This is a genomic window from Janthinobacterium sp. FW305-129, from assembly GCF_020858115.1.
Classification (GTDB): Bacteria; Pseudomonadota; Gammaproteobacteria; order Burkholderiales; family Burkholderiaceae_D; genus Janthinobacterium.
The window spans coordinates 134,762-148,937 of sequence record NZ_JACYMM010000003.1; the positions used below are offsets into that span (position 1 = coordinate 134,762).

Genomic DNA, 14,176 nt, shown 5'->3' on the forward strand with positions numbered 1-14,176 from the left:
AAATTCGCTGCAAAAATTTAAAGTAAAGCGTCCCCCCGGCGCGCGCGGCGCCTGTTTGCAAACGGGGGAAAATAAAAGGTGTTAGAGCGGCAGCAGCAACCGGTAGCCGACGGCCGTTTCCGTCAGCAGGTACTGCGGCTGGGCCGGATCGGCTTCCAGCTTCTGGCGCAGATGCCCCATGTAGATGCGCAGATAATGGCCGTTTTCGCTGTTCGACGGCCCCCACACTTCGCGCAGCAGCTGCGGATTGGTGACCACCCTGCCCGCATTCTTCACGAGTACCGAGAGCAGGCGGAATTCCGTCGGCGTCATGTGCACCAGCTGCTTGCTGCGCATCACCAGGCGGTCCTTCAGGTCGACGCGCACGTCGCCGAACTGCACCACGCCATCGTCGCTGGCGGCGGGCTGGCGCTGGCGGCGCAGGGTGGCGCGCACGCGGGCCAGCAACTCGCCCACGCCGAACGGCTTGGTCAGATAATCGTCGGCGCCCGCGTCGAGCGCGCGGATCTTGTCCTGCTCGTCGACCCGCGCCGACAGCACGATGATGGGCACGGCCGACCATTTTCGGATGTCGGCGATGAAGTCGATGCCGTCGCCGTCGGGCAGGCCCAGGTCCAGCACGATCAGGTCGGGCCGCCGCGTGCCGGCATCGATCAAGCCCCGCTGCATGGTGGCGGACTCGAAAATCTGCCAGCCCTCGTCTTCCAGCGCGGCGCGCACGAAGCGGCGGATTTGCGGTTCATCCTCGACCAGCAAGGCGGTGGCGGAAGGTTCGTTCATGATGGTTTTCCTGTTTCATTTACGTTGGCGTCGTCCAGCTCCGCTTCCGGCAAGGCCGGCGGCGTACCCAGGGGCAGGCTGAAGACGATGGCGGCGCCCTGTCCCGGCGCGTGCGGCTGCGCGTGGATGGTGCCGCCGTGGGCTTCGACGATGGCGCGGCAAATGGCCAGCCCCAGGCCGACGCCCGGCTTGTTCGATTCGCGCTCGCCGCGCGTGAATTTTTCAAAGATGGCTTCTTCACGGCCGGGCGGCAAGCCCGGGCCATCGTCAAGCACCGTCACCTGCAGGAACTGGCCGTGCACTCCGGCCGCGACCGTGATGGTGCTGCCGGGCGGCGTGTACTTGGCGGCGTTTTCCAGCAGGTTGCACAGCACGCGCTCGATCAGCACGGCGTCGTAGCGCACCAGCGGCAAGTCCGGCGCCAGCTGCGTCTGCACGGCATGCTGCTGCAATTGCGGACCGCTGGCGCGCAGCGCGCTGCCCACCACCTCTTCCAGCGCCTGCCATTGCAAATTCAGGCGCACCTGGCCGCTCTCGATGCGCGCCATGTCCAGCAAGTTCGCCACCAGGGCGCTCATGCGCACGGTTTCGGACTGCAGCGAGCGCGCCATGTCCAGCTGCGCGGGCGACAGCGCAGGCCGGGACAGGGCCAGCGATTCGGCCAGGCCCACCAGCGACGTCAAGGGCGTGCGCAAGTCGTGCGACAGGGCCGCCAGCAGCGAATTGCGCAGCCGCTCGGACTCCATCTGCAGCAGCGCGCCTTGCGCCACGTCGATGTAGTGCACGCGTTCGAGGGCGATGGCCGCCAGGGCGGCAAAGGTATCGAGGTGCTGGCGCTGTTCCGGCACCAGCAGCCAGCGCCCGTGCTGGGCAGCCTCCAGCGGCAGCAGCGCCAGCACGCCCCGCGTGCGCATCGGCGCGATCAGCGGCAGGTAGAAAATGGGCGACGCCGGCAAGGTATCCGTGCCCGTCCCCGCCGCCTGCGCATGGTCGAAAGCCCACTGCGCGATGCCGATATCGAGCGGCTCGCCGCCGTTCGGGGTCTGCAAGCTGCCCTCATCATCAGGCAAAAGCAAGGTAGCGCGCGCGCGGAACGCCCGCTCGATGGCGCTTTTCGTGATGTCGAAAATCTGCTCCGTTTGCAGCACGCCGGACAATTCGCGCGAGAATTCATACAGTGCGCGGGCACGCGCTTCGCGGTGAGATGCCACGCGCGCCTGGAAGCGCAGGCCGGCCGTCAGGTGGCCCGTGATCAGGCCCACGGCCAGCATCACGCCAAAGGTGATCACATACTGGAAATCGCCGACGGCAAACGAGAACCGCGGCGGCACGAAGATGAAATCGAAGCTGGCCACGCCCACCAGGCTGGCCAATGCCGCCGGCCCGCGTCCCAGGCGCACGGCCAGCAGCACCACCGTCAGCAAGGACAGCATGGCGATGTTGGCCAGGTCAAGATAAGGCTGCAGCGGCACCGAGGCGAGGGCCGTGCCCAGGCTGGCGCCGGCGGCCAGGATATAGCGCCAATGACGCGATGGCCGGCGCGGTGCCTCCTCGTCTTTGCCCGCCGCACGCCGGGGTGCCGCATCGGCCGGCGGCAAGCCCACCTCGATCAGGTCGATATCGGGCGCCAGGCTGGCCATGCGCGCGGCCGGCGGCGCCTGCCACAGGCGTGCCAGCGCACCGCAGTTGGCACGGCCGCGGCCACGGCCGACGATGACTTTCGAGATATTCGCGCCGCGCGCATACTCGACCACGGCACCGGCGATGTCGGCGGACGGCACGATGGCCGTGCGCGCGCCCAGGTCCTGCGCCAGTTTCAGGGTTTTCAGGATGCGTTCGCGCTGGCCCGCTGGCAAGCGCTGCAAACGGGGCGTTTCCACGTACAGCGCGTGCCATTCCGCGTTCAGCTGGCTGGCCAGGCGCGCCGTGCTGCGGATCACGTGCTCGCCCCCCGCGTGCGGTCCCACGCAGGCCAGCAGCGCGGCGCCCGTCTTCCACACGGGATTGATGGATTTTTCAACGCGGTAGGCCTGCACGTCATCCTGGATCCGGTCGGCCGTGCGGCGCAAGGCCAGTTCACGCAGGGCGATCAGGTTACCCTTGCGAAAAAAATGCTGCGATGCCCGTTCGGCCTGCTGCGGCTGATACACCTTGCCCTGCTTCAGGCGGCGCAGCAGTTCATCGGCGGGGATATCGACCAGCACCACTTCATCGGCACGGTCGAACACCGTATCGGGCAGGGTCTCGGCCACGCGCACGCCCGTAATCCCCCCCACCACATCATTGAGGCTTTCCAGATGCTGCACGTTCACGGTCGACAGCACGTCGATGCCGGCCGCCAGCAATTCTTCGACGTCCTGCCAGCGCTTCGGATGGCGCGAACCGGCCACATTCGAATGGGCCAGTTCATCCATCAGTATCAGCGGCGGCGCGCGCAACAGGGCCTCGTCCAGGTCGAACTCGTACAGGGTCTTGCCCCGGTACTCGATGGCCTTCAGGGGCAGCACGGGCAAGCCGTCCAGCTGGGCTGCCGTATCCAGGCGCCCATGCGTCTCCACCACGCCCACCAGCAAGTCCTGGCCATCGGCCAGCAATTTGCGGGCGGCCGCCAGCATCGCGTAAGTCTTGCCGACGCCGGCCGAGGCGCCAAAATAGATGCGCAGCCGGCCGCGCGCGGCTTTCTGTTCCTGCGCCTGCACTTGCGCCAGCAGGGCATCAGGGTCGGGGCGTTGGCTGTCGTTGGGGAGCATGGGTATCTTTTAAGGTCAAAACCAGGGGCAAAACCGGCGGCTCTGCCCCTGCATCATCTTACTTCGCGGCCGCATCGAGCGCCAGATTCAGTTCCAGCACATTCACGCGCGGTTCGCCGAAAAAGCCGATATACGCGGTTTTCTGCACCTTGGCGATGGCGTTTTCCACCTGCGCCAGCGGCACGGCGCGCACGCGGGCCACGCGCGGCGCCTGGTACAGGGCGCCCGCCAGGCTGATTTCCGGGTCCAGGCCGCTGCTCGACGCCGTCACCAGGTCGACGGGGATCGGCTTGCGGTTGCCGGGATCAGCTTCCGTCAGGGCGGCGATGCGCGCCTTGACGGCGTCCACCAGGGCCGGATTGGTCGGCCCCTGGTTCGAGCCGCCCGAACCGGCGCCGTTATTGGCCATCGGCGCGGTGGCCGATGGACGGCCCCAGAAATACTTGGGCGAGGTGAAGGACTGGCCGATCAGCATCGAGCCGACCGGCTTGCCACCACGCTCGACGATGCTGCCGTTGACTTCATCGTTGAAGGCCAGCTGGCCGATGCCGGCCGTGGCAAACGGATAGACGACGCCGCAGATCACGGTCAGCGCGGCAAACAGGACCAGGGCGGGACGTACGATAGTGCTCATGATGGTTCCTTTAAACTAAATTGAGGGCGGACAGCAGCATGTCGATCAGCTTGATCCCGATGAAGGGCAAAATAATCCCGCCCAGGCCGTAGATCAGCAGATTGCGGCGCAACAGGCTGGCCGCGCCGATGGCCCGGTATTGCACGCCTTTCAGCGCCAGCGGAATCAGCACGACGATGATCAAGGCATTGAAGATCACGGCCGACATGATGGCCGAGGCGGGGCTGGCCAGGTGCATGATGTCGAGCGCCTTCAGTTGCGGATAGGTGCCCACGAACGCCGCCGGGATGATGGCGAAGTACTTGGCGATGTCGTTCGAAATCGAGAACGTCGTCAGCGAGCCGCGCGTCATCAGCATCTGCTTGCCGATTTCGACGATTTCCAGCAGCTTGGTCGGGTTCGAATCCAGGTCGACCATATTGCCCGCCTCCTTTGCCGCCTGCGTGCCCGAGTTCATGGCCACGGCCACGTCGGCCTGGGCCAGCGCAGGCGCATCGTTGGTGCCGTCGCCCGTCATCGCCACCAGGCGGCCTTCGGACTGGTAGCTGCGAATCAGCTTGAGCTTGTCTTCCGGCGTCGCTTCGGCAAGAAAATCGTCCACGCCCGCTTCGGCGGCAATCGCCGCCGCCGTCAGCTTGTTGTCGCCCGTGATCATGACGGTCTTGATGCCCATGCGGCGCAATTCCGCGAAGCGTTCCTTGATGCCGCCCTTGACGATATCCTTCAGTTCCACGACACCCATGACGCGGCCATCATCGACCACCACCAGCGGCGTACTGCCGCGGCGGGCGATGTCGTCGACGGCGCGTGCCACCTCGGCCGGATACGGCTGGCCCAGCGCTTCCACATACTTTTTCATGGAGTCGGCCGCGCCCTTGCGCAGCTGGCGCACCTGCTGCTCGCCAGGGATATCCACGCCGCTCATGCGCGTTTGCGCCGTGAAGGGCACGAAGGTGGCGTGCAGGCTGGCCATTTCGCGTTCGCGGATATTGAACTTCTGCTTGGCCAGCACGACGATGCTGCGCCCTTCCGGCGTTTCATCGGCCAGGGAGGCCAGCTGCGCCGCATCGGCCAGCTGCTGCTCCGTCACGCCGGGCGCCGGCACGAAGCTCGATGCCTGGCGGTTGCCCAGGGTGATGGTGCCCGTCTTGTCGAGCAGCAGCACGTCCACGTCGCCGGCCGCTTCCACGGCGCGCCCCGACGTGGCGATCACATTGGCCTGCATCATGCGGCTCATGCCGGCCACGCCGATGGCGGACAGCAAACCGCCGATGGTGGTCGGGATCAGGCACACGAGCAGCGCGATCAATACCGTGATGCTGACGGGAGTGCCGCTGCCGGCCGCCGCCACGGAAAACAACGAGTACGGCAGCAAGGTCACGGTGACGATCAGGAACACGATCGACAGGGCCACCAATAAAATCGTCAGGGCGATCTCGTTCGGCGTCTTCTGGCGCTTGGCGCCTTCGACCATGGCGATCATGCGGTCGATGAACGCTTCGCCCGGGTTGACGGAAACGCGCACCAGCAGCCAGTCGGACAGCACGCGGGTGCCGCCCGTGACGGCGGAAAAGTCGCCGCCCGATTCGCGGATCACGGGTGCCGATTCGCCCGTGATGGCGCTTTCGTCGACGGAGGCCACGCCGGCCGTCACTTCGCCGTCGGCGGGAATCACGTCGCCCGCCTCGACCAGCACCGTCATGCCCTTGCGCAGGTCGGTGGCCGGCGTAGGCAGCCAGGACGTGCCGTATTTCGGCGTTTGCATTTTCTTTGCCATCACCGTCTGCTTGAGGGCGCGCAGCGAGGCCGCCTGGGCCTTGCTGCGGCCTTCGGCCAGCGCTTCGGCGAAGTTCGCGAACAGCACGGTAAACCACAGCCACACGGCGACGGCGACGATGAAGCCGAACGGCGCTTCACCCTGGCCATTCAGGGCCTGGATGGCCAGCAGGGTCGTGATGATGCTGCCCACATAGACGACGAACATCACGGGGCTGCGCCACTGCGTGCGGGGGTCGAGTTTTTTGAACGCATCAACGATGGCGGGGCCAATCAGTGCGGAATCGAACAAAGTCAGGCTTGTGCGTGACATGGTAGCCTCTTATTTGATGAAAAGTTGCAGGTGTTCGACGATCGGGCCCAGGGCCAGCGCGGGAACGTAATTCAATACACCAACCAGCACGACGACGCCGATCAGCAGGCCGATGAACATGGGGCCGTGCGTGGGCATGGTGCCGGCATTGGCCGACAGGCGCTGCTTGGCCGCCAGCGAACCGGCCACCGCCAGCACGGGCACGATCACGCCGAAGCGGCCGAACCACATGGCAATCGCCAGCATCACGTTGTAGAACGGCGTGTTGGCGGACAGGCCGGCAAACGCGCTGCCGTTGTTGTTGGCCGCCGACGTGAAGGCATACAGGATCTCGGAGAAGCCGTGCGCGCCCGGATTGGCCACGCCGATCTTGCCCGGTCCGACCATCACGGCGATCGCCGTGCCCGTCAATACCAGGGCTGGCGTAATCAGGATGGCCAGCGACACCATCTTCATTTCATAGGCCTGGATTTTCTTGCCCAGGTATTCAGGCGTGCGGCCGATCATCAGGCCGGCGATGAAGACGGCCAGGATGGCGAACATCAGCATGCCGTACAGGCCCGTGCCCACGCCGCCGAACACCACTTCGCCGAACTGCATCAGCAGCATCGGCACCATGCCGCCCAGGGGCATGTAGGAGTCATGCATGGAATTGACGGCACCGCACGATGCGGCCGTCGTCACCGCCGCGAACAGGGTCGAGGAGCTGATGCCGAAGCGCGTTTCCTTGCCCTCCATATTGCCGCCCGATTGCAGGCTGCTTGCCTGCTGGTCAACGCCCAGGCCTTGCAAGGCGGGATTGGCTTGCTGCTCGGCGCTCATCACGCCGGCCGTCATGACGACGAAGATCAGGCTCATCGCGGCCAGCACCGCCCAGCCCTGGCGCAGGTCGCCCACCATGCGGCCGAATGTGAAGCACAGGCCGGCGGGAATGATGAAGATGGCCAGCATCTGCAGGAAGTTCGACAGCACGGTGGGGTTTTCATACGGATGCGAAGAATTGGCATTGAAAAAGCCGCCGCCGTTCGTGCCCAGCAGCTTGATCGATTCCTGCGACGCGACGGGGCCCATGGCGATCGTCTGCGTCGCCGCCACTTGCGCTTCCATCACGGGTTGACCGGCCGTATCCAGCACTGGCTGGCCATCGGCTGTCACTTTCGGCGTTTCATACGCCACGTGGTCGAGCAGAGTCACTTCCTTGTAGGCGGAAAAATTCTGGATCATGCCTTCGCCCATGAAGACGACGGACAGGGCCAGGGACAGCGGCAGCAGGATATACAGGGTCGAACGCACCAGGTCGACCCAGAAATTGCCGATCGATTTGCCCGAGCGCGAGGCGAAGCCGCGCACCAGCGCGAAGATCACGGCGATGCCGGTGGCCGCCGAGAAGAAATTCTGGCAGGCCATGCCCAGCATCTGCGTCAAGTAGCTCATGGTCTGTTCGCCGCCGTAGCCCTGCCAGTTGGTGTTGGCGACGAAGCTGACGGTGGTATTGAACGAGGAGTCGGGGCTGACGGCGCCCAGGCCCTGGGGATTCAGGGGCAGGAAGCCCTGCAGGCGCTGCAGGCCGTACACGAAGACGGCGCCCACGGTATTGAAGACGATCAGGGCGATGGCATAGCTTTTCCAGCCCATGGCCTTGTCGGCGGGCAGGCCGGACCAGCGGTACAGCAGATTTTCCAGCTTTTGCAGCCAGCCCAGGCCGCGCACGGGGCCATCGCCGGCCACCCTGGCCATGTACAGGCCCAGCGGATAGCCGGCGGCCAGCAGCACGGCCAGGAAGGCCACCAATAACAGTATCGATTGCGTCGTCATCACAGTTCCTCCGCCTTCAGCAGCGCCACCAGCAAATACACGAGCAGGCCGGCCGAGACGACGGCGCCCAGCACATAAAACGCGTTCATTTGACGCTCCCTAATTTGTCGCAGGCGACGGCAAAGCCGGCCGCCACGACGAAAAACACGGCAATCAAGCCGAGATACACGAGATCCATTCCCACCCTCATTCAGGTTTGTTTTGATAGTGAGCAGATTAGCCAAAAGGGTCTAAAAAATTCGTAAAGACTGGGAAGGCAGCTGTAAACAAGATGTAAAAATGGCGGCTTTACCGCATAAAATCCATCACAATTGGCGCAAAACCACGCGCGCGGCGCACTGTTGTTGCCTTGGAGTAGCGCTATTGCTCGCCGGACAAGATAGAATGCGCGAGCGTCCGCACAAGGACGCCAAACCTGCCGCACTGCCCTCCCCCAGTGACGCTGGACGGGATATACTGTATATTCATACAGTTATCGCCGCCGCTGTCATTGCGCCCCGCAGTGCCCTGGCCTGGCGTTCCAACCACTGTCTTTACTTAGCTTGAACACGTATGGCCACTAAAAAACCAGCATCCGACTACAGCGAATCATCCATCCGTGTCCTGAAAGGACTGGAACCCGTCAAGCAGCGCCCGGGGATGTACACCCGCACTGAAAATCCGCTGCACATCATTCAGGAAGTGATCGACAATGCCTCCGACGAGGCGCTGGGCGGTCATTGCACGCATATCGCCGTAACGCAAAACACGGATGGCAGCATCACCGTCGAAGACAATGGCCGCGGCATTCCCGTCGGCCTGCACCCGGAAGAAGGCGTGCCGACGGTGGAAATCGTGTTTACACGGCTGCACGCGGGCGGCAAGTTCGACAAGGGTTCGGGCGGCGCCTACGCGTTCTCGGGCGGCTTGCACGGCGTCGGCGTATCCGTCACGAATGCGCTGTCGACGCGCCTGGAAATCACCGTCTGGCGCAAGGAAAGCGACGGCAACGGCTTGCACCACATGGTGTTTGCCAACGGCGACGTGATCGAGCCCCTGAGTTCCCGCCCCGCCCCCCGCGACGGGAAAAAATCCGGCACGCGCGTCACGGCCTGGCCCGATGCAAAATACTTTGATTCTCCCAACATCTCGCAAACGGAGCTGCAACGCCTGCTGCGCTCGAAAGCCGTGCTGCTGCCGGGCGTCACCGTCACGCTCACCAACGCGAAGACGGGCGATACGCAGACCTGGCAGTACGCCGAGGGCTTGCGCGGCTACCTGACCGAAACGCTGGCGCAGGTATCGAATGGCGAAACCCTGATTCCCCTGTTCGAAGGCGCGCAATACGCTGGCCCGGACTCGGAAGGCTTTGCCGAAGGCGAAGGCGCGGCCTGGGTCGTGGCGTGGACGGAAGAAGGCGCCATCGTGCGCGAATCGTACGTCAACCTGATCCCCACCTCGAATGGCGGCACGCACGAATCGGGCTTGCGCGACGGCCTGTTCGGCGCCGTGAAAAACTTCGTCGAAATGCACTCGCTGCTGCCCAAAGGCGTGAAACTTCTGCCCGAAGACGTGTTCGCGCGCGCCTCGTTCGTGCTGTCGGCGAAGGTGCTGGACCCGCAATTCCAGGGCCAGATCAAGGAACGCCTCAATTCGCGCGATGCCGTGCGCCTCGTCTCGACCTTCACCAAGCCGCCGCTGGAACTGTGGCTGAACCAGCACGTCGATTATGGCAAGAAGCTGGCCGAGCTCGTGATCAAGCAGGCGCAGTCGCGCCAGCGCTCGCTGCAAAAAGTGGAAAAGAAAAAATCCTCGGGCGTGGCCGTGTTGCCGGGCAAGCTGACCGACTGCGAATCGTCGGACATCACGCGCAATGAACTGTTCCTCGTCGAGGGCGACTCGGCGGGCGGTTCGGCCAAGATGGGCCGCGACAAGGAATTCCAGGCGATCCTGCCCCTGCGCGGCAAGGTGTTGAACTCGTGGGAAACGGACCGCGACCGCCTGTTCGCCAATAACGAGATCCACGACATCGCGGTGGCCATCGGCGTCGATCCGCACAGCGTGGGCGACTCACCCGACCTGTCGGGCCTGCGCTACGGCAAGATCTGCATCCTGTCGGATGCGGACGTGGACGGCTCGCACATCCAGGTACTGCTGCTGACGCTCTTTTTCAAGCATTTCCCCGTCCTGATCAACAAGGGCCATATCTGCATCGCCCGTCCGCCTTTGTACCGCGTGGATGCACCGGCGCGCGGCAAGAAGCCGATGCAGAAAATCTATGCGCTCGACGACGGCGAACTGCTGGCCATCGAGGACAAGCTGCGCAAGGAAGGCGTGAAACAGGGTGCCTGGTCGATCTCGCGCTTCAAGGGCCTGGGCGAGATGAACGCCGAGCAGCTGTGGGAAACGACGATGAACCCAGACACGCGCCGTTTGCTGCCCGTGACCCTCGGTGAAATCGACCACATGGCCTCGGCTTCCCGCTTCAATATGTTGATGGGCAAGGGCGAAGCGGCCGGACGCCGCGCCTGGATCGAGGAACACGGCAATGAGGCGGAGGCAGATATCTGATGATCATCGGCATCGACCTGGGCACCACCAACAGCCTGGTCGCCATCTGGCGCGACGGCAAGGCTTCCATCATCCCGAATGCGCTCGGTGAACACCTGACGCCGTCGTGCGTGAGCATCGACGACGACGGCACCGTGCTGGTGGGCCGCGCCGCGCGCGAGCGCCTGCAGACGCACCCGCAGCTGACGGCGGCCGTCTTCAAGCGCTACATGGGCAGCGAAAAGAAGATCACCCTCGGCACGCAGCAATTCCGCCCGGAAGAACTGTCGTCGATGGTGCTGCGCGCGCTGAAGGAAGATGCCGAAGCTTTCCTCGGCCACCAGGTCGAGGAAGCCATCATCACCGTGCCCGCGTATTTCAGCGATGCGCAGCGCAAGGCCACGCGCATCGCCGGCCAGCTGGCGGGCTTGCGCGTGGAGCGCCTGCTCAACGAACCGACGGCCGCCGCGCTGGCCTACGGCATCCGCGACAAGGAACAGGAAAGCAAATTCCTCGTCTTCGACCTGGGCGGCGGCACGTTCGACGTGTCGATCCTGGAACTGTTCGAAGGCGTGATGGAAGTGCGCGCCTCGGCCGGCGACAATTTTTTGGGCGGCGAAGACTTCGTCACCGTGCTGGTCGACGCTTTCATGGAAGGCAGCGGCCTGCGCGACGCCGTCGGCAGCCGCCTGCTCGACCCGCGCCAGCAGCAGCTGCTGCGCGACGAAGCCGAGCGCGTCAAGCGATTGCTGTCGGACCAGCCGTCCGTGCGCATGGCCACGCGCTACCAGGACAAGGAATATAGCTGGGAGATCGGCGAAGACAAGCTGGCGCAATTGTGCGAGCCGCTGCTGGCACGCCTGCGCCTGCCCGTGGAACGGGCGCTGCGCGACGCCACCATCCGCGCGGCGGAATTGAATGAAGTGGTGCTGGCCGGCGGCGCCACGCGCATGCCGCTGGTGCGTAAACTCGTCTCGCGCATGTTCGGCCGCTTCCCCGCCATCCACCTGGACCCGGACGAAGCCGTGGCGCTGGGCGCCGCCGTGCAGGCGGGCCTGAAGATGCGCGACGCGGCCCTCGACGAAGTGGTCATGACGGACGTGGCGCCGTATTCGCTGGGCATTTCGATTTCGCGCCAGGTCGGCGCGAACCAGTATGAGGGCGGCCATTACCTGCCCATCATCGAGCGCAACTCCGTGGTGCCCGTCTCGCGCACGGAAAACATCACCACCATCCACGACAACCAGAAGGAAATCAACGTGGCGATCTTCCAGGGCGAGTCGCGCCTGGTGGCCGACAACGTCTTCCTGGGCAAGATCAGCTTCCCGATCCCCGCGAAAAAGGCGGGCGAGATCGGCATCGACGTGCGCTTCACCTACGACGTCAGCGGCGTGCTGGAAGCGGAAGTGACGGTGCTGGCCACGCAGGAACGCCACAAGATGATCATCAGCGACAACGCGGGCGTGATGACGCCGGAACAGATCGAGCAGCGCTTTGCGGAACTGGCCGACCTGAAGATCCACCCGCGCGAGCAGATGGAAAACCGCACCCTCGTCACGCGCGCCGACCGCCTGTACGAACAGTCGCTGGGCGACGTGCGCCAGTACCTGGCGGCGCACACGGCCAATTTCCAGGCCGCGCTGGAAACGCAGGACCCGGCCACCATCCGCAAGGCGCGCCAGGCGCTCGACGAGGTGCTGCGCCAGGTCGAGAGCGAGAGCTTCCTGTAAATGGACGGCGGCATGCACAACGGCCAGCGCGGCCTGTGGGAGATCCTGGGCACGGAGCCGACCGGCGACGAGCGCGCCCTCAAGCGCGCGTATGCGAAGCGCCTGAAGGTGACGCGGCCCGAAGACGATCCTGCCGCCTTCCAGGAGCTGCGCGAAGCGTATGAATACGCGCTGCGCCATGCGCACCTGTTTGCCGAGGAACTGCCGGAAGCGGAATCGGCCGGTGCCGAGGCGGCGGAAGTGCCAGAAGCACCGCCCCTGGAACCTGCCGACCTGTGGGGCGTCATTGACGACGCGGCGCAGCAAGCACCCACAGAATTATGGGGCATCATTGCCCAGGAACCGGCACCGCAGCCGGAACAATGGGGTGTGATCGCCGTCGATCCGGCGCAGGAAGCGGAGTACCTGTGGCAAGGCTGCCTGGCATGGATGCGGCAGGCGGATGCGGGCGACGCGCTGGCCCGCATGCTGCAGGACGATGCCATGCTGAACCTCGACGTGCGCGAAGAATTCGAGCTGTGCGCGCTGCGCTACTGCGCCAGCGCCGACTATGACCTGGCGCTGCGTCAGGCCCTGTTCCAGCAACTGGACTGGGAGCACGACTTTTCCTACCTGGCGCGCAGCCATGCGGACCTGGTGCGCAGCGCCGTCCAGCGCTACCGGGCCGACCGCTCGTTCGCCCATTTCAGCGACAACCGCGACAGCTACCCGGGCCTGGACTGCATCATGTCGCAGCAGCCGCCAAGCGCCTACGCGCGCCAGCTGTTCGATGAAAAATTCACGCTGCAGCTGCGCGAGCTGCTGCACGCGATACGCTGGCAGCACGGCGAGATGCTGGCCTACAAGCTCGATACGGACCTGTTCGAGCAGTGGGAACACGCCGTCCATGGCAAACGCTACTTCAAGCAGACGGCGCTCGCGTCGGGCGGCCTGGGCTTCGTGCTGCACTTCATGCTCGCGGGCGTGCTCGATGCGGCCGGCTTCAAACTCGGCGACACGGCCGCCTATGCCAGCCTGCTCGGCTTCCAGGCGCTGGCCTTTGCCGTGCTGGCCATGCATGCCTTGCGCTGGCCGGCGCCCCTGTTCGCGCGGCTGGACTCGCTGCAGGAAGCGCTGCAGGAGCGCCTGCCCGTGCTGTGGCAGCGGCCCGGCTTGCGGCAACTGGGCTGGATAGTGCCCTACCTCGTACTGGCGCTGATGCTGTTCCTGCCCGAACGCAGCGACACCATGCGCCTCGTCACCGCGGGCGGCCTGTGCGCGTCGGCCCTGCTCGCGTATGCGATGAACCGCCAGCTGCTGCATGGCATGCTGCTGCTCCTGGTCCTGGGCTTGTCGCTGTTCGCCGCCATGTTCATGAGCGGCAAGGGCCAGTCGGCGCTGGCCATCGGCGAAGCCATGCCATTGATGTTTTGCCTGGCGGCGCTGGCCCTGCGCAGCGCCACCGGCCTGTATGGCGATTGCGGCTGGCCGGAGGCGCTCTTGCCCCGCCTGCGCGCGGCATGGCTGATCGGCTGCACGGGCCTGCTGTCCTTGCTGTACGTGCAGCAGTTGCCGGCCGTCCTCGTGGGCGCCGCGCTGTATGCCTGGTCGTGTGCCGGCCTGCTGTTTTCCCCCACCGATTTCAAATGGAAGACGATCTGGCCAGTGGTGCTGGTGCCGTCCCTCGCCAGCGTCGTGCTGGCCGGCCACGCCCCGGCCATCCGCGCCATGCAAATGATGCACAACAGCGTGGAGCTGGCCCTGGCCGTGCTGTATTTCACCATGTGCTACATCTACAAGACCTACGGCAAATCCTTCTCCAAATCCGGGCTGTCATAATCGCCCCCATGAATTCAACCGCAACCACTTA

Annotated in this window: 9 protein-coding genes; 3 read left to right on the forward strand and 6 right to left on the reverse strand. The window is 64.8% G+C overall.

Translation table 11 applies throughout. The features are described 5' to 3' along the window. Nucleotides 1–81 precede the first annotated feature (81 nt). From kdpE to kdpF, 6 genes are read right to left on the reverse strand one after another with little or no spacing between them, the layout of a single operon-like run. A complete protein-coding gene (gene kdpE, locus IGS61_RS06970; protein ID WP_230538925.1) occupies nt 82–780 on the reverse strand; it encodes a two-component system response regulator KdpE in 699 nt (232 codons plus the stop codon). After that, a complete protein-coding gene (locus tag IGS61_RS06975) occupies nt 777–3,530 on the reverse strand; it encodes a DUF4118 domain-containing protein (protein WP_230538926.1) in 2,754 nt (917 codons plus the stop codon). The genes kdpE and IGS61_RS06975 overlap by 4 nt, the downstream gene beginning before the upstream one ends. A gap of 58 nt (nt 3,531–3,588) precedes the next feature. Continuing rightward, a complete protein-coding gene (gene kdpC / locus IGS61_RS06980) occupies nt 3,589–4,164 on the reverse strand; it encodes a potassium-transporting ATPase subunit KdpC (protein WP_230538927.1) in 576 nt (191 codons plus the stop codon). A 10-nt stretch (nt 4,165–4,174) separates the two neighbouring features. Further along, complete coding sequence (gene kdpB / locus IGS61_RS06985; RefSeq protein ID WP_230538928.1) at nt 4,175–6,253, reverse strand: potassium-transporting ATPase subunit KdpB; 2,079 nt, start codon at nt 6,251–6,253, stop codon at nt 4,175–4,177. A gap of 9 nt (nt 6,254–6,262) precedes the next feature. Then, nucleotides 6,263–8,068, reverse strand: a complete 1,806-nt coding sequence (kdpA, locus tag IGS61_RS06990) for a potassium-transporting ATPase subunit KdpA (RefSeq protein WP_230538929.1) — start codon at nt 8,066–8,068, stop codon at nt 6,263–6,265. After that, nucleotides 8,068–8,157 (reverse strand): K(+)-transporting ATPase subunit F, encoded by a 90-nt coding sequence (kdpF, locus tag IGS61_RS06995; protein ID WP_034746483.1) that lies wholly within the window; start codon nt 8,155–8,157, stop codon nt 8,068–8,070. Before kdpF ends, kdpA begins: the two co-directional genes overlap by 1 nt. 463 nt (nt 8,158–8,620) lie before the next feature. Between kdpF and IGS61_RS07000 the strand changes: the two genes are divergently transcribed. Genes IGS61_RS07000 through IGS61_RS07010 form a run of 3 tightly spaced genes read left to right on the forward strand, consistent with a single transcriptional unit; the run spans nt 8,621 to nt 14,145 of the window. Beyond that, nucleotides 8,621–10,618 (forward strand): DNA topoisomerase IV subunit B, encoded by a 1,998-nt coding sequence (locus IGS61_RS07000; RefSeq protein ID WP_230538930.1) that lies wholly within the window; start codon nt 8,621–8,623, stop codon nt 10,616–10,618. Next, nucleotides 10,618–12,327 (forward strand): molecular chaperone HscC, encoded by a 1,710-nt coding sequence (locus IGS61_RS07005; protein ID WP_329958043.1) that lies wholly within the window; start codon nt 10,618–10,620, stop codon nt 12,325–12,327. Before IGS61_RS07000 ends, IGS61_RS07005 begins: the two co-directional genes overlap by 1 nt. A gap of 12 nt (nt 12,328–12,339) precedes the next feature. After that, nucleotides 12,340–14,145 carry a J domain-containing protein gene (locus IGS61_RS07010; protein WP_230538931.1) on the forward strand — a complete coding sequence of 602 codons (1,806 nt, stop codon included), beginning with the start codon at nt 12,340–12,342 and terminating at the stop codon, nt 14,143–14,145. The last annotated feature ends 31 nt before the right edge of the window (nt 14,146–14,176 follow it).

Coding starts and splice junctions, on each gene's coding strand:
- kdpE (WP_230538925.1), bottom strand. CDS start 780: ATGAACGAACCTTCCGCCACCGCCTTGCTGGTCGAGGATGAACCGCAA.
- IGS61_RS06975 (WP_230538926.1), bottom strand. CDS start 3,530: ATGCTCCCCAACGACAGCCAACGCCCCGACCCTGATGCCCTGCTGGCG.
- kdpC (WP_230538927.1), bottom strand. CDS start 4,164: ATGAGCACTATCGTACGTCCCGCCCTGGTCCTGTTTGCCGCGCTGACC.
- kdpB (WP_230538928.1), bottom strand. CDS start 6,253: ATGTCACGCACAAGCCTGACTTTGTTCGATTCCGCACTGATTGGCCCC.
- kdpA (WP_230538929.1), bottom strand. CDS start 8,068: ATGACGACGCAATCGATACTGTTATTGGTGGCCTTCCTGGCCGTGCTG.
- kdpF (WP_034746483.1), bottom strand. CDS start 8,157: ATGAACGCGTTTTATGTGCTGGGCGCCGTCGTCTCGGCCGGCCTGCTC.
- IGS61_RS07000 (WP_230538930.1), top strand. CDS start 8,621: ATGGCCACTAAAAAACCAGCATCCGACTACAGCGAATCATCCATCCGT.
- IGS61_RS07005 (WP_329958043.1), top strand. CDS start 10,618: ATGATCATCGGCATCGACCTGGGCACCACCAACAGCCTGGTCGCCATC.
- IGS61_RS07010 (WP_230538931.1), top strand. CDS start 12,340: ATGCACAACGGCCAGCGCGGCCTGTGGGAGATCCTGGGCACGGAGCCG.